Genomic DNA, 14,911 nt, shown 5'->3' on the forward strand with positions numbered 1-14,911 from the left:
ACGAACCGGAGTAGCAGATTATTCCCGGCCTATGGTTCGTGTTGGCGAACGTTCATTTGCCGTTGCCGGCATCGCCGCGGACATATCATCGCCAAGCAGGCCATATCCGTAAGTCGTATCGCTGCCGCGCCGACCCAGATCGACCGCTTTGGCCGCTAACGTTTGCTGGATGCGCGCTGTGAGCCCTGCTTGTGGTTCGGCGGCGACCTGGGCGGCGATGCGCGCCACCAACGGTGCGGCGTAAGAGGTCCCGCGTACGGATTCCGACTTTCCGCCAAGCACCGCGGCATTCAAGCCGGCGCCGATGGCCGCGAAGTCCACTTGTCTGCCGCGTCCAGCTTCCGGCAGAGCACGATGACGTGCATCCACCGCGGTGACGCCGATGACGTCCGGATAGGAGGCAGGATATAGCGGCGGTGCGGCAGGACCGTCATTGCCGACCGCAGCGATGATGACGTGACCGCGTTGAAGCGATGAACGGATGGCTTTTTCCAACAACGCGTTCGGCGGACCGACCAAGCTGACGTTGATCACCGGCACCCATTCGCGTGCCAGCCAGCCTAATGCTTCCACTAATGCGACGACGGTCCCGCCGACGGGCTGTCCGCAATAGATGTCCGCGGCGAACAAGCTGGCGTGAGTGCGCGCGGTGTCTTTCTCGGTGCCTACCAGCAGCGACGCGACGGCGGTGCCGTGGCGGTCCGGATGAGGAACGCCATCGCAACCCCAGGTGCGGATATCCGCGCCGACGAGCGCCGGATGCCTGCGATCCACGCCCGTGTCGATCAAACCCACGCGCCAAGCTCCGCTATTTCCTTGTGCCATGCGTGCCGTGGGAGGAGAAGCGGGTGCCGACGACTGCGCGGCCGATCCGGTGTACAGATGATTGAAGTCGTATAGACCGTCCGGATCCAGCTTGCGCAAGCGCGCCAACGCGCGGCGTGTACGCTCATCCGTGGTGGCGCGCAGGACGACAAGACGAATGTCCAGCCCATCGAGCGTGCGTTCCTGGGTAACCGTGAATCCCGCCGCACGTGCGCGTTGAAGCGAGAGTGGCGACGGATCGATCGCCACCACCTCGCCGCGGATCACCAGTGCGCCTCGCGGATCGGTATCCACGCGTTCGGGATGGTCGCGTAGCAACGTGCGAACCTGGAGCTCGCGCAGGCCGGCGAGTTCCTGGTTAACTGTGTTCACCGAGCTTTGCATGGAATCCAGCGTGCGCTGCGGCAGGTCCGTCGGCAGCGTTGGCACGGTAGGCAACGCCAACTGGGCTCCGGCAGGCGCGGCAATGAGAAACGCCAGCGAAAACGTCGATAGCAGAGGCCGGATCCAGGCATTCATAGGTAGCGCGTTCGGCACGGTCGGATTGCCGACGATGCTAGCATCGCGATGAATGCGGGCTTGCTGCGGCACCAAACCTGGGCAGAACCCGACCCGAGGGATTAAATCGCCCTTGTCGTTCGTAACAGGTTATGAAGATGCTCGATTCCGATCAGCGGGTGAAGGATGGCTTGGGCGAATTGCTGCCGCGCTTGCGGCGGTTCGCGCGTGCGCTGGCCGGCAACCCGCATGACGCGGACGATCTGGTGCAAACGGCGGTGGAGCGTGCGCTGACGCGGGCTTCGCAATGGCGGCCCGACATGCGGCTGGATGCGTGGCTGTATGGCATCGTCCGCAATGCCTGGATCGACGAAGTGCGTTCACGCGGCCGCGTCAGACAACTGTTCGCGCCGGACGAAGCGGGCGCGAACGTGGGCGAGTCGGGTATCGAAGCGCAGTTCATTCGGATGTCGGTGGAGGCGGCGATGGCAAAACTTCCCGAAGAACAACGCAGCGCCGTCGCGTTGGTGCTGATAGAAGGATTGGCTTACAAGGAAGCGGCAGCGGTACTGGAAATCCCAATGGGAACATTGACCAGCCGGCTAGCGCGCGGCCGGGAAGCATTACAACGCATGTTGGGCGATGAAGCCAAGGTGGAGGCATGAAAATCGCGGAAGAAACACTGATGGCTTATGTCGATGGCGAACTGGACTCGGTCGCCGCCGCGCGTGTGGAGGCGGCGCTGGCGGATGATCCGGAACTGGCGGCCGCGGTGGCGCGCGAGCGCGCGCTGCGCCAGCGCCTGCGGTCGGCGTTCGATCCCGTGGTGGAAGAGCCAGTGCCAGAACGGCTCATCGCCGCCGCGCGTGGCGAAACAGCACGGCCGCCGGCAACCCGCAGTCCCGCGCGCCGCCGCGGAACCTGGCGTTATTGGGGGGCGATGGCGGCCGGCATTCTGGTTGGCGTGTTGTTTGCGCGGACGTGGCCGGACAGCGGCTCCAGCCCATGGGAGAGCGGCGCCGACGGCGTGTTGCTGGCCAGTGGCGAGCTGGCGAAAGCATTGGATACGCAATTGGCTAGCGTACCCACTGCCGGCGTTGCTGCCGTTGGCTTGAGCTTCGAGGCCAGCAACGGCGAATACTGCCGCACCTTTGCCACAACTCAGCCGCGCACACTGGCTGGACTGGCCTGCCGTAGCCCGGAAGGTTGGTATGTGCCGACATTGATGGAGACCCAATCATTGTCCAGCGGCGAAATGCGGACGGCATCCAGTGCCTTGCCGTCAGCGCTGTTGGAGCAAGTGGATGCGCGGATGCAGGGAGAACCGTTGAACGCAGAAGGTGAGCGTGCTGCACGCGACGCTGGCTGGCGCTGACGAACGATGCGCTACTTAGCGCTGAGCGCTCGCGTGCATTTCCTGCGCGGCGGAAACGAAGCCTTCAGAAAACGCCGCCATATCGAACAAACCGTTCCGCCGCTCGCGGCACGCTGCCAGTTCTTCCCGCAGCACGGCCAACACGGCGGGATCATTGCCTAGTTGGATAGCACGCGCGACGAAGCTCTGTTCGTCAGCCGCATTCATCGCGTCCATTCCCAAATGGTGATTGAGACTGCCCGCTACCCGCGCAGCGAAAGTTTCGCCAGGGCAAGTCAGTACCGGACAACCGGCCCATAACGCATCGGAAGCCGTCGTGTGCGCGTTGTAGGGATGCGTATCCAAAAACAGATCGGCATGCCGATACCGCGCCAGGTAATCGGCATGCGGCAGCTTGCGCATGAAGATCAGCCGGGCGGGATCGACGCCGGCATCGCGCGCCGCATCGCGCAGACGATCGTCGGCGCGACCAGGACCTGACAGCAGCCACAACACGCTGCCGGGTACACCGCGCAGCACCGCCATCATCCGTTCAAAACTGAGCGGATTGAGTTTGTAGCTGTTGTTGAAGCAGCAGTAGACCACTCCGCCCGCTGCCGTTCGCTCCGGCAGCCCGCATTCGGCGCGCGATGGCGCAGGCGGAATCGCGCGCTGCGTGTCTGACGGCTGGAAACAACCCGGCAACCATTTCACCTGTTCGGAGTAGTGTGGTGCGAGCGCCTCCGGCAGCGCGAACCGGTCCGCCAACACATAATCCATCCACGGCGCACCGGACGTGCCGGGATAGGCCAGCCAGTTGACCTGTACTGGTGCTGGCCGCATCGCCAGCACTTCCGGCGCGCCGCCACCGCCCCAGCCGCGCAAATCGAACAGCACGTCGATGTTCTGTTCGCGAATGATGTGAGCGATGCGCGCATGAGGCTGTCCCGCGACGTCATGCAGGCGAGTCGCCGCTTGCAACCGTTGCCGAATGATGCTGCCGTCATCGCGGTTCAGTGCGAACAAATGTATTTCGATGGCCGAATACGAGGAAAGCGCTTCGAAGAATGCCGCTGTCAGCAGCCCGGTTGGATGCGCACCGAAGCCGTTGGAGAGAAAACCCAACCGCAGCGTGCTGCGACCAAGTGATGGCGTCGGCACCGCCGGCATCGGCCGGGTTCTCTGGATGATTTCGGCGGCGCGTAAACGCGCGCATGCCAGTTGTTCGGCAGGCGGGGCATCTTCGCTTAGGAAGGCGAACGGCTCGACCGCGGCGCGCCCCTCATGCACCGCGCGCCGCACCTGCGTGGAAAGCGTCCCAAGTTCTCGCCAGTCGCACAACTTGCGCCGCCAATTCAACAGGTGCGCCGCTATCGACGGTTCGCTCGGCATCAGCCGGTAAGCGTGTTCATAGGCTTGAGCGGCGGCTTCGGCTTCACCGGCATCTTCCAGTGCGTGGCCAAGCCATAAGGCGATGCCGGGATGTTGCGGTGCTTGCGTTGCAGCTTGCCGCAACGCTTCGACCGCCTGCGCATGCTGGCCCTGCATCCAATACGCCCGGCCCAGGCGCGCCAACGCTTCAGGATGGCCGGGGCGGAGCGTCAGTGCGCGTGCCGCGGCGCGTATTCCGGCCGCGGCGTCGCCGTGATCTAGTTCGGCTTCGGACAGCATGACCCAGGCGATGAAATCCTGCGGGTTGCCGTGCACCGTCTGCCGCAGGCGCGTCAGCTGTGGATCGGCTGAGGCCTGATTCACGGATTCAGCAGAAACCGGAAGCGCAGGGTACCTTCGTACAGCTCCCAACCCAGACGACGGTAAAGCGCCTGCGCGGAATCGTTGCTGTGGTCGGTTTCGAGTTCAAGCCGGCGTGCACCGTCGGCGCGTGCGAAATCTGTTGCGGCTTGCAGAAGTGCCTGCGCCACACCTTGCCGACGTGCAGCGGCATCGACGTAGAGATCGTTGAGTATCCAGACGCGCGTGGCGCCCACGGAAGAAAACGACGGGAACAACTGAGTGAAGCCCACTGCCTTGTCGTCCGCTTCCGCCAGGAAAATAACGGATTCACCTTTTTGCAGACGTTCGGCGATGAAGCGCTGCGCCAGCGCAAGATCGCTTGGCTGCCCATAGAACGTCCGGTACAGGTCGAACAGCGGCGCGATGGCATCCGCATCATCGATAGTCGCGCGTCGAACATCCATCATGCGGCCTCGGTCAGGCGTGCCAGTTCGTCGGCCTGGTATTCGCGGGTCAGTCGATCCACCAGCGAGTCCAGGTCACCTTGCAGAACGTTGGGCAAATCGTACAGCGTCAAACCTTCCACACGGTGGTCAGTGATCCGGCCCTGTGGATAGTTGTACGTGCGGATGCGTTGGCTGCGGTCGCCGCTGCCCACCTGCAGCTTGCGCGATTCGGCCTGCGCCGCGAGTTGCTTGCTGCGTTCGGCATCCAGCAACTGCGCTTTCAGCCGTTTCATCGCCTTGTCGCGGTTCGCGTGCTGCGAGCGCTCGGTCTGGCATTCCACCACCACGCCGCTGGGCAAGTGGGTGATGCGGATGGCCGAGTCGGTCTTGTTGACGTGCTGGCCGCCGGCGCCGGAAGAGCGGAAGGTATCCACGCGCAAGTCGGCCGGATTGATCACGATCTCATCCACCGCTTCGTCTTCCGGAATGATGGCCACGGTGGCGGCGGAGGTGTGGATGCGGCCTTGGGATTCGGTTTCCGGCACGCGTTGTACACGGTGGGTGCCGGATTCGAATTTTAGTTTGGAGAACGCGCCGCGCCCGGTGATCTTGGCCACGATTTCCTTGTAGCCGCCGTGTTCGCCGGGACTATCCGATTCGATCTCCACCTTCCAGCCCTGCCGCTCGGCATAGCGCGCGTACATGCGGAACAAATCGCCGGCGAAGATCGCTGCTTCATCACCGCCGGTGCCCGCGCGCACTTCCAGGAACAGGTTGGCGTCGTCGCGGGAATCCTTCGGCACCAGCAGCAGCGAAAGCTCGTCTTCCAGTTGCGCCAACCGGTTGCGAGCAAGCTCGATTTCCTCTTCGGCCAGTTCACTGAGCTCGGGGTCGTGGCGCATTGCTTCGGCCGCGGCCAGGTCGCGCTTGGCTTTGGTTTCCTCGGCCAGCGCGGTGACGACGGGCTCCAACTGCGCGAACTCGCGCGAGTAGTTGCGGAAGCGGTCGTTGTCGCCCAACACGCCGGGATCGGCGAGCAGGCGTTCGAGTTCTTCGCGGCGTTCGGCCAGCGCTTCGAGTTTACGGCGCAGCGTCGGCGTCATCGTCTTTCTTGAGGTGGGAGTAGGGAGGTTGCGCCGGGAACAGGCGGTCGGCGGCGCGGGTGAGTTCGGCATCTCCGCGCAACGCCGCGTCGCGCAACGCAGCGGTAGGCGGGTGCAGCAGCCGATTGGTCAGCGTGTGCGCCAGGAAGTCCAGTACTTCCTCGGCATTGCGGCCATTGGCCAGTTGTTGGCGAGCTTTCGCCAGTACGTCGTCGCGCGTGACATCGCCCAGTGCGCGCAGCCGCTTCAGCGGCTCCTGGCGTGTACCGGCATGCAGGCTTTCGACGTAGCGCTGCACTTGCAGGTCGATGATGGCTTCCGCAGCTTCGGCGGCTTCGCGGCGGCTACGTCGGTTGTCTTCGACGGCGCGTTCCAGGTCATCTACGGTGTACAGGTAGGCATCAGCCAACTGCGCCACGTCCGGTTCGATATCGCGCGGTACCGCCAGATCGAACAACAGCATCGGCTTGTGCTTGCGCTGCGACAAGGCGTGGCTGACTTGTGCGCGCGTCACCACCGGCTCGCGGCTGGCGGTGGCGGAAAACACCACATCGGCCTCCGCCAAATGGCGATCCAGTTCGGACAGCGGCAGCGCGTAACCGCCATGGCGGGTGGCCAGTTCCTGCGCATGCGCCAGCGTACGGTTGGCGATCAACAACCGCCGTACCCTGCCTTCGCTCAGGTGCTTGGCGGCCAGCTCGATGGTTTCGCCGGCGCCGACCAACAACACAGTGGATTCACTGAGCCGGGCGAAGGAGTTCTGCGCCAGCCGCACTGCGGTGGAGGCGACCGAAACCGGATTGGCGCCGACACGCGTGTCCGTGCGCGCGCGCTTGGCGACGGCGAAGGTCTGCTGGAACAACCGGTCCAGACGGTTGCCCAGAGCACCGTGTTCGCGCGCCATGGCCCAGGCATCCTTCACCTGTCCCAGGATCTGCGGCTCGCCCAGCACCATGGAATCCAGGCCGGTCGCGACCCGGAACAGGTGTCGCACGGCATCGGCATCGGCGTGGCGATACAGATATCCATCCAGTCCCTCAGCGTGTGTCGCCAGCCAGTTCGCCAGTGCGTCGCCGTCCTCGGCAATCGCGTACAGCTCGGTGCGGTTGCAGGTGGAAAGCAGCGCCGCCTCGGTCACCTGCGGCAGCGCCCGCACCGAATTCAGCGCACCAGGCAGCGACGCCGGGTCGAACGCGAGGCGTTCGCGCAGTTCGACCGGCGCGGTCTGGTGGTTGAGGCCGAGAACCCACAACGTCATCGTTCAGGTGCTTGCGTTAAGCTGCTGGCTGGTGAGGGCCGCTATTTTACGGCCCGTATGATGCTTATGCCCGCAATGATTCGTATCACCGTTGCCGCGTTGTTGGCGCTGGCACTGATCCAGCCCGCGCAGGCGGCCAAAAAGCCCGTTTCCGCCGATGACCCGCTCGCCGCGGTCATGGCGGGAGAATTCGCCCTGCAGGCCGGCCAGCTGCCGGAAGCATCGCGCTGGTATTTGGAAGCGGCTCAGCAGGATGACGATGCCGGCCTGGCCGAACGAGCCACGCGTATAGCGCTGCTGGCCAACGAGGACAGCCGTGCCGCCGAAGCGCTCAAGCTATGGCGGCAGCGCGCACCCAAGTCGATGGCCATGCGCGGCGCCGAAGCCACGCTCGCCCTACGCGAGGGTGACGCCCGCACGGCCCGACGCGAACTGGGAGCCTTGATGAAGGAGCCCGACGATCTGGGCTGGCGTCACGCATTGACCGCCCTGGGCAGCGGCGGCAAGGATCCCAAGTTGTCCGCGCGTCTGCTGGACGAACTGGTCGATGACGAAGCTATCCCGGACAAATTGCAGGCATGGCTGGCATTCGCGGGGCTGGCGCAGCAGTTGGATCAGCCGAAACTTTCCGAGCGCATCGTCGGCGATGTGGTGGAACGGTTTCCCGAGGAGCCGCTGGTGGCGCTACTGCATGCCCGCCAGCTGCGGCAGGTCGACAAGCAGGATGAAGCTCGCAAGATATTGGATGGGCTGCTGCCGACGGCCGCTTCCAACAGCACGGTACGGCTGAACCTGGCCGAAGAATACGACCGGCTGGGGGATGCGGTCGCGGCGTCCAATGCATTGGCGCAAGGGCCTCAGGACACGCTGACCTACAGTTTGCGAGCTTCCTTGCTGGCTAAAGGCGACAACAACGACGCACTTTCAAAGCTCTATGACGAGTTGCGGCGCGATTCGGACGAGGCGTTGGACAGCGACCGCTATAGCCCGGATCGTCGACTGCTGTTGGGCAAGATTGCCGAGTTCCTGAAGCGCAATGAGGAGGCGTTGACCTGGTATCGCAGCGTACCCACTGGTGACCAGCGCACGGAAGCGAGATTGCGTATCGCCAGCACGCTGTACGAACTGAAGCGCAAGGATGAAGCGTTCGCCGAGGCCCGCCGCCTTCAGGGCGACGCCACGGTAGAGGATGAAGCACGCCGCGATGCCTATCTGATGGAGGCCGAGCTGCGGCAAAAGGACGAGGACGATGCCGGCGAACTGGATGTATTCGCACGCGGCTTGGCGGCCTATCCTGACGATCTGGGGCTGCTGTATTCGCGCGGATTGGCGTGGGAGCGACGTGATCGTATCGATCGCGCCGAGGCGGACTTTCGCAAGATATTGGTGATCGATCCGGAAAACGTGGCCGCGCTGAACGCGCTGGGCTATACCTTGGCTGACCGTACCAACCGCTACCAGGAAGCTCTGGAGCTGATCGACCGCGCACGCACGGCCGCGCCGGAAGATGCCGCGATCATCGACAGCTACGGCTGGGTGCTTTATCGGCTGGGCCGCAACAAGGAAGCGCTGGTGGAGTTGCGCCGCGCGTTCACCCTGCAAAAAGATCCGGAGATCGCCTCGCATATCGCCGAAGTGCTGTGGGTCACCGGCCAAAAGGATGAGGCGCGCAGATACTTCGATGAGGCGCGCAAGCTCGATCCTGAGAACCGTGCGCTGCAACGAGCCCTGGAGAAAACCGGCGCATGAGGCCGTGCAAGAGGATGGGGCGGGCGCTCTGCCTGAGCATGATGGTGGTGGTGTTGGCGGCTTGTGTCAGCCGCGGGCCGCGGATGGAAACGCCGGCGAAGCTGACCGACCCGGAAGCAGTGGCCGCGGCGCAAGCCCAGCAGGCCATCCGCGAAAGCTGGCTGCGGACGCACGGTAGCTGGACTTTCGAGGGGCGCGTGGCGATCAACAACAACGGCAAAGGCGGAAACGGACGAATCGATTGGCGCCAGGAAGGCGACCGCTATGAGGTTTCGCTAAGCGCGCCGGTCACCCGCCAAAGCTGGCGATTGATCGGAGACACGCAAAGCAAGGCCGGCCGGCTGGAAGGCTTGGAGGGCGGCACACGCGAGGGCGAGGACGCCGAACAACTGTTGCGCGAAGCCACCGGCTGGGACATTCCGATCCAGGCATTGACGCGGTGGGCGCAAGGCATGCCGGCCCCGGGCGCGACGGCCGAACAGATCGACTTCGCACCCGATGGGCGGTTGCGCAGCGTGCAGGAGTCGGGCTGGCGGATCGATTACGCACTCTGGTTTGAGCCGCAGGGTGATCGTCCTGCCTTGCCGCGCCAGATAATTGCCGTACGTGAAGGCGCCAAAGTGCGCCTGATCGTGGATCGCTGGGATTTCGGCTCCCAATGAGCGACTTCGATGTATCGGCAGGGTGGTCAGCTTGGCCTGCCCCTGCCAAGCTGAACCTGTTCCTGAACATAACCGGCCGCCGCGCGGACGGCTATCACGAGCTGCAGACCGTTTTTCGGGTGCTGGATTGGGGCGATACGGTGCGTTTGCGTGTTCGCGGCGACCGCCTGATCAAGCGAGTAGGTGACTCCGTTGCCGGTGTGGCGGAAACGGATGACCTGATGGTTCGGGCGGCGGTTCTTCTCCAAACAGAAGCTAAGATCGCGCAAGGAGCAGATATCTCCGTCGAAAAGCGCATTCCGGTAGGCGGCGGATTCGGAGGAGGGTCTTCCAACGCGGCAACCGTTCTGGTGGTGCTCAATCGGTTATGGCAGGTGAATTGGCCGCTGGATCGCCTCTCCGAGCTTGGACTGGCGTTGGGCGCCGACGTGCCAGTCTTCGTCCGGGGTGAGAATGCCTGGGCCGAAGGAGTGGGGGAGAAATTGACCCCGATCTTGCTGCCGCCGGCCTGTTATGTAGTGGTTGATCCGGGTGTTCACGTCCCCACGGGCGATCTTTTTCGATCAGAGGATTTGACGCGCAATGCTGCACCCGCGAAAATACGCGACTTCGTTTCGGGAAACTTGCTCGACAATGCGTTCGAGCCGGTGCTGCGCCGTCGTGAACCAGCCGTAGATGCTGTGTTTTCGGCATTGTCGCGTATTGGCTCACCTCGTCTGACCGGTTCCGGCAGCGGCTGTTTCGTGGAATTCGCTGATCGCACCTCTGCCGAGGCTGCGCTACGGGAGCTACCGGTCGGCCTGCGCGCCTGGGTTGCGGAAGGCGCGGCGCGCTCGCCGTTGCACGAATCCCTGGCGGAACTAGCTTGAAAAAACACTTAGCTTGAAAAACACACTGGGGCGTCGCCAAGAGGCCTAAGGCACCGGGTTTTGATCCCGGCATTTCGTAGGTTCGAATCCTACCGCCCCAGCCATAAATGCAGGTTTCTCTGCGCAAAATCCGCACACTCGTGTGGGGATTCAAGCCCGACCTTCGGTAGCCAACAGCGGTGAGAGACAAGATGCAAGATGATCGTAACCTGCTTGTCTTCACCGGCAACGCCAACAAGCCGTTGGCCGCCAGTATCTGTCGTGAGCTGGGCGTGCGCGCCGGCAAGGCGCTGGTGTCGCGCTTCTCCGACGGCGAAGTGCAGGTGGAAATCGAAGAAAACGTGCGCCGGCAGGAAGTGTTCGTCATTCAGCCGACCTGTGCACCCAGCGCAGAAAACCTGATGGAACTGCTGGTGCTGATCGACGCGCTGAAGCGCGCATCGGCGTCCAGCGTCACCGCGGTGGTGCCGTATTTCGGATACTCGCGGCAGGATCGCCGCTTGCGTTCCTCGCGTGTGCCGATTACCGCCAAGGTGGCGGCCAAGATGTTCAGCGCGGTGGGTACCGACCGCGTGCTGACGGTGGATCTGCACGCCGACCAGATCCAGGGGTTCTTCGATATCCCGGTCGATAACGTATACGCGTCACCGTTGTTGCTGGCTGACATCTGGCGCGCCTACGGCACTGACAATCTGATCGTGGTGTCGCCTGACGTGGGCGGTGTGGTGCGCGCACGTGCAGTGGCGAAGCGGCTGGACGACGCCGATCTGGCGATCATCGACAAGCGCCGTCCGCGCGCCAACGTGGCCACGGTGATGAACATCATCGGCGACGTGGAAGGCAAGGATTGCGTGCTGGTCGACGATATCGTCGACACCGCCGGCACCTTGTGCGCCGCGGCCGCCGCGCTGAAAGCACGAGGCGCCAAGAAAGTGGCGGCCTACTGCACCCATCCCGTGCTCTCGGGCCCGGCGGTGGACAATTTGAACAAGTCGGTGCTGGACGAACTGGTCGTCACCGACACCATCCCCCTTTCGCCGGAAGCGAAAGGCTGCAGCAGGATTCGCCAGCTCAGCGTGGCCGAGCTGCTGGCAGAAACGATCCGCCGTATCGCCTTTGGCGAGTCGGTGAGCTCGTTGTACGTGGATTGAGCAACAGCGGGAACGGGGAGCCGGGAATGATGGGTGTCGTTCGCGGTGGCGGCTCCGGGCCCAGATGCAAGGCGTGAAAGCGCAATTGGTAGCAGATCGCGGTAGCTCCGCATTCCCTGTTCCCCGTTCCCCGCTTTCCCGCGTCACCCAGGCTCTTCTGGTCGCGGAAGAGTCTCCAAAACCGTCGCGAGACGGTTCATTCAACTGAAGGTAGTAAGAAAATGGCAACGACACATGAAATCAAGGTGCAACGCCGCGAAGACGAAGGTAAGGGTGCGAGCCGCCGCCTGCGTCACGCTGGCCAAGTGCCCGCTATCGTTTACGGTAGTGATCTCAAGCCGGTCAGCATCCAGCTGAACCACAATGAAATCTGGCTCGCGAGCCAGAACGACTGGTTCTATTCGTCCATCCTGGACCTGAGCCTCAACGGCGACATCCAGAAAGTGCTGCTGCGCGATTTGCAGCGCCACCCGTTCAAGCAACAGATCATGCACATGGACTTCCAGCGCGTGAACGAAAACGAGCTGCTGCGCGCCACGGTGCCATTGCACTTCATCAATGAAGACAAGTCGCCGGCCGGCAAGTCCGCTGAGGTCGTCGTGACCCACGAACTGAACGAGCTGCACGTGAGCTGCTTGCCGAAGGATCTGCCGGAGTTCATCGAAGTCGATCTGTCCGCGTTGTCGGTGGGCGATGTGGTCCACTTGTCCGACATCAAGCTGCCGGCCGGCGTCGAACTGCCGGAACTGAAGCTGGGCAAGGAGCACGACGTGGCGGTGGTGATCGCCAAGCACGGCCGTGTCGAGGAAGTGGAGACGCCTGAAGCGCCGGCCGCGGACGTCCCGGCAGCCAAGGCGACCAAGAAGGACGAGAAGTAATCCTGCCGTGATGCGCTCGCCGCAAAGGCGGGCGCATCGTTGCGGGGCTTTGCTATGGCAGGCATACGTCTCATTGTCGGGCTGGGTAACCCTGGTCCCGAACACGCGCGAACCCGGCATAACGCCGGGTTCCGTTTTGTCGACACCCTGGCGGAAAGGCAAGGCGAGCGGTTCGGCCTGGAAAGCAAGCTGTTCGGCGAAACGGCCCGGGTAATGGTTGCAGGTCAGTCAATCTGGTTGCTCAAGCCGGCTACCTACATGAACCTGAGCGGCAAATCGGTCACCGCGGCATTGCGCTATTGGAAAATCGATCCGGAAGAAGCCCTGCTCGCGCACGATGAGCTGGATCTGGCTCCCGGCACCGCGCGTTTGAAGTTCGATGGCGGCCACGGTGGTCAGAACGGCCTGCGTGACACGATCCAGCTATTGGGTCACGGCAAATTCCATCGGCTACGGATTGGCATCGGCCACCCAGGCCACAAAGATAGAGTGACCAGTTGGGTGCTGGGTAAGCCCGGCAAAGACGACGAGATACTGATCGGCCAAGCCGTCGACGACGCCATTGAGGTGCTGCCTTTGGCAGTGGCGGGAGACTTCAACGAGGCAATGAAGAGGTTGCATACCAACAAGTAGTAAAACCAGCGGCAAGTGCCGCTTGCAAAGAGTCAACGGTAAAGAGTGGCGAAGCGCTTTTCTTTACCCTTTACTTTTCATCATTGGCGGCTTTAATCCATGGGTATCAAATGCGGCATCGTCGGTCTGCCCAACGTGGGCAAGTCGACCCTGTTCAATGCGCTGACGAAGGCGGGTATCGCTGCGGCCAATTTTCCGTTTTGCACCATCGAGCCGAATGTTGGTGTGGTGCCGGTGCCGGACCCGCGCTTGAATCAGTTGGCCGAAATCGTCAAACCGCAGAAAGTGCTGCCCACCGCGGTCGAGTTCGTCGACATCGCCGGCTTGGTAGCGGGTGCTGCCAGCGGCGAAGGCCTGGGCAACAAATTCCTGGCGCATATTCGTGAAGTGGACGCCATCACCCATGTCGTGCGCTGCTTCGAACATGGCGACATCGTGCATGTGGCCGGCAAGGTCGATCCCATCTCCGATATCGACACCATCGACACCGAACTGGCGCTAGCGGATCTGGACAGCGTCGAAAAAGCACTGAACCGCGCCGAACGTTCCGCCAAGGCCGGCGAAAAGGACGCCATTGCGCGTAAACCGGTGCTGCAGAAGCTGCATGCGGGCCTGAGCGACGGCAAGCCGGGCCGTGCGTTGGGGTTGGATGAGGAAGAAAAGGCACTGGTGCGTGACTTGTTCCTGCTGACCTTGAAGCCGGTCATGTATGTGGCGAACGTGCTGGAGGATGGGTTCGATAACAACCCCTACCTGGACCTCGTTCGCGCGCGCGCAATTGCCGAAGGGGCGGAAGTAGTGCCGGTTTCCGCCGCCATCGAGGAGGAGCTGGCCCAGCTGGACGAAGCGGACCGCGATGCCTTCCTGGCCGATCTGGGTCTGGAGGAGCCGGGCTTGAACCGGGTCATCCGTGCTGCCTACAAGCTTCTGGGGTTGCAGACCTACTTCACCGCTGGGGTGAAGGAAGTGCGCGCGTGGACGGTCAAGGCCGGCTCCACGGCGCCTCAGGCCGCAGCGGTCATTCATACCGATTTCGAGAAAGGCTTCATTCGCGCCGAAACCATCTCCTTCGACGATTTCATCAAGTACAAGGGCGAATCCGGTGCTCGCGATGCGGGGCGCTTGCGTCTGGAAGGCAAGGAATACCGGGTCCAAGAAGGCGATGTGCTGCACTTCCGATTCAATGTCTGAAAAATGTTGGTATCTGCGCGTTGACAGCCGCGCCGGTTCAGGCCAAAATCTCTGGCTGTTTCACCCTGGTTTGATTTGACCGCGCCGGTCGGGTCGATCCGGTGATTCGGAGGGATACCCAAGCGGCCAACGGGGGCAGACTGTAAATCTGCTGGCTCACGCCTTCGGTGGTTCGAATCCACCTCCCTCCACCAAAATTCATGTTGTGTGTTGTGGTTGTCTCCCGGCGCGGGAGTAGTTCAACGGTAGAACCTCAGCCTTCCAAGCTGATGGTGCGGGTTCGATTCCCGTCTCCCGCTCCACTGAACACCGAAGCGCCAGTAACCGTAGCAGTAAGAAAGTTTTTCGCTCACGTAGCTCAGTCGGTAGAGCACCTCCTTGGTAAGGAGGAGGTCGATGGTTCGATTCCATTCGTGAGCACCACCATTAGCAAGTTCATTAACGATCTACTCGAGAAGAAGCAGCCATGGCAAAGGGTAAATTCGAACGCACCAAGCCGCACGTGAACGTGGGCACGATTGGTCACGTGGACCACGGCAAGACGACGCTGACGGCGGCGC

15 protein-coding genes and 4 tRNA genes are annotated in these 14,911 nt (G+C 62.7%); 14 read left to right on the plus strand and 5 right to left on the minus strand.

The features are described from left to right. Nucleotides 1–18: 18 nt before the first annotated feature. Nucleotides 19–1,344, minus strand: a complete 1,326-nt coding sequence (locus AB6O04_RS05660) for a S8 family serine peptidase (protein WP_368562846.1) — start codon at nucleotides 1,342–1,344, stop codon at nucleotides 19–21. A 137-nt stretch (nucleotides 1,345–1,481) separates the two neighbouring features. On the opposite strand from AB6O04_RS05660, the gene AB6O04_RS05665 reads away from it, so the two are divergent. Together AB6O04_RS05665 and AB6O04_RS05670 are read left to right on the plus strand one after the other, a co-directional pair. After that, nucleotides 1,482–1,988: an RNA polymerase sigma factor gene (locus AB6O04_RS05665; protein ID WP_368562847.1), complete on the plus strand. Its 507-nt coding sequence runs from the start codon at nucleotides 1,482–1,484 to the stop codon at nucleotides 1,986–1,988. Further along, nucleotides 1,985–2,698, plus strand: coding sequence for an anti-sigma factor (locus tag AB6O04_RS05670; RefSeq protein ID WP_368562848.1), 714 nt, complete (start codon nucleotides 1,985–1,987; stop codon nucleotides 2,696–2,698). Before AB6O04_RS05665 ends, AB6O04_RS05670 begins: the two co-directional genes overlap by 4 nt. 15 nt (nucleotides 2,699–2,713) lie before the next feature. On the opposite strand, the gene AB6O04_RS05675 is transcribed toward AB6O04_RS05670, so the two are convergent. Genes AB6O04_RS05675 through hemA form a run of 4 tightly spaced genes read right to left on the minus strand, consistent with a single transcriptional unit; the run spans nucleotide 2,714 to nucleotide 7,218 of the window. Continuing rightward, nucleotides 2,714–4,432 (minus strand): tetratricopeptide repeat protein, encoded by a 1,719-nt coding sequence (locus AB6O04_RS05675; RefSeq protein ID WP_368562849.1) that lies wholly within the window; start codon nucleotides 4,430–4,432, stop codon nucleotides 2,714–2,716. Next, nucleotides 4,429–4,878: an N-acetyltransferase family protein gene (locus tag AB6O04_RS05680; RefSeq protein WP_368562850.1), complete on the minus strand. Its 450-nt coding sequence runs from the start codon at nucleotides 4,876–4,878 to the stop codon at nucleotides 4,429–4,431. The genes AB6O04_RS05675 and AB6O04_RS05680 overlap by 4 nt, the downstream gene beginning before the upstream one ends. Beyond that, the gene (gene prfA, locus AB6O04_RS05685) at nucleotides 4,875–5,960 is read right to left on the minus strand and encodes a peptide chain release factor 1 (protein ID WP_368562851.1); all 1,086 of its coding nucleotides are present in this window, start codon (nucleotides 5,958–5,960) and stop codon (nucleotides 4,875–4,877) included. The genes AB6O04_RS05680 and prfA overlap by 4 nt, the downstream gene beginning before the upstream one ends. Continuing rightward, a complete protein-coding gene (gene hemA / locus AB6O04_RS05690) occupies nucleotides 5,938–7,218 on the minus strand; it encodes a glutamyl-tRNA reductase (protein ID WP_368562852.1) in 1,281 nt (426 codons plus the stop codon). The genes prfA and hemA overlap by 23 nt, the downstream gene beginning before the upstream one ends. A 66-nt stretch (nucleotides 7,219–7,284) precedes the next feature. Between hemA and AB6O04_RS05695 the strand changes: the two genes are divergently transcribed. The 12 genes from AB6O04_RS05695 to AB6O04_RS05750 form a co-directional block, all read left to right on the plus strand. Next, nucleotides 7,285–8,967: a tetratricopeptide repeat protein gene (locus tag AB6O04_RS05695; protein WP_368562853.1), complete on the plus strand. Its 1,683-nt coding sequence runs from the start codon at nucleotides 7,285–7,287 to the stop codon at nucleotides 8,965–8,967. After that, nucleotides 8,964–9,629, plus strand: coding sequence for a lipoprotein insertase outer membrane protein LolB (gene lolB / locus AB6O04_RS05700; RefSeq protein ID WP_368562854.1), 666 nt, complete (start codon nucleotides 8,964–8,966; stop codon nucleotides 9,627–9,629). Before AB6O04_RS05695 ends, lolB begins: the two co-directional genes overlap by 4 nt. After that, entirely contained in the window at nucleotides 9,626–10,498 is an 873-nt protein-coding gene (gene ispE / locus AB6O04_RS05705; protein WP_368562855.1) for a 4-(cytidine 5'-diphospho)-2-C-methyl-D-erythritol kinase, read from the plus strand. The genes lolB and ispE overlap by 4 nt, the downstream gene beginning before the upstream one ends. Nucleotides 10,499–10,524: 26 nt before the next feature. Further along, nucleotides 10,525–10,602: transfer RNA gene (locus AB6O04_RS05710), tRNA-Gln, on the plus strand. Nucleotides 10,603–10,689: 87 nt separating this feature from the next. Next, nucleotides 10,690–11,649: a ribose-phosphate diphosphokinase gene (locus AB6O04_RS05715; RefSeq protein ID WP_368562856.1), complete on the plus strand. Its 960-nt coding sequence runs from the start codon at nucleotides 10,690–10,692 to the stop codon at nucleotides 11,647–11,649. A gap of 221 nt (nucleotides 11,650–11,870) precedes the next feature. Then, nucleotides 11,871–12,527 (plus strand): 50S ribosomal protein L25/general stress protein Ctc, encoded by a 657-nt coding sequence (locus tag AB6O04_RS05720; protein WP_368562857.1) that lies wholly within the window; start codon nucleotides 11,871–11,873, stop codon nucleotides 12,525–12,527. A gap of 54 nt (nucleotides 12,528–12,581) precedes the next feature. After that, complete coding sequence (gene pth / locus AB6O04_RS05725; protein ID WP_368562858.1) at nucleotides 12,582–13,160, plus strand: aminoacyl-tRNA hydrolase; 579 nt, start codon at nucleotides 12,582–12,584, stop codon at nucleotides 13,158–13,160. A gap of 99 nt (nucleotides 13,161–13,259) precedes the next feature. Then, nucleotides 13,260–14,351, plus strand: coding sequence for a redox-regulated ATPase YchF (ychF, locus tag AB6O04_RS05730; RefSeq protein ID WP_368562859.1), 1,092 nt, complete (start codon nucleotides 13,260–13,262; stop codon nucleotides 14,349–14,351). Nucleotides 14,352–14,459: 108 nt separating this feature from the next. Beyond that, nucleotides 14,460–14,545 (plus strand) — tRNA-Tyr (locus tag AB6O04_RS05735). A 34-nt stretch (nucleotides 14,546–14,579) separates the two neighbouring features. Further along, nucleotides 14,580–14,653: transfer RNA gene (locus AB6O04_RS05740), tRNA-Gly, on the plus strand. A gap of 45 nt (nucleotides 14,654–14,698) precedes the next feature. Further along, nucleotides 14,699–14,774, plus strand: a tRNA-Thr gene (locus AB6O04_RS05745). A gap of 43 nt (nucleotides 14,775–14,817) precedes the next feature. Continuing rightward, nucleotides 14,818–14,911: GTP-binding protein (locus tag AB6O04_RS05750; RefSeq protein WP_005434227.1), on the plus strand; the 94-nt coding region annotated here is incomplete at its 3' end.

It is taken from the genome of Pseudoxanthomonas sp. UTMC 1351, from assembly GCF_040948865.1.
GTDB lineage: Bacteria > Pseudomonadota > Gammaproteobacteria > Xanthomonadales > Xanthomonadaceae > Pseudoxanthomonas_A.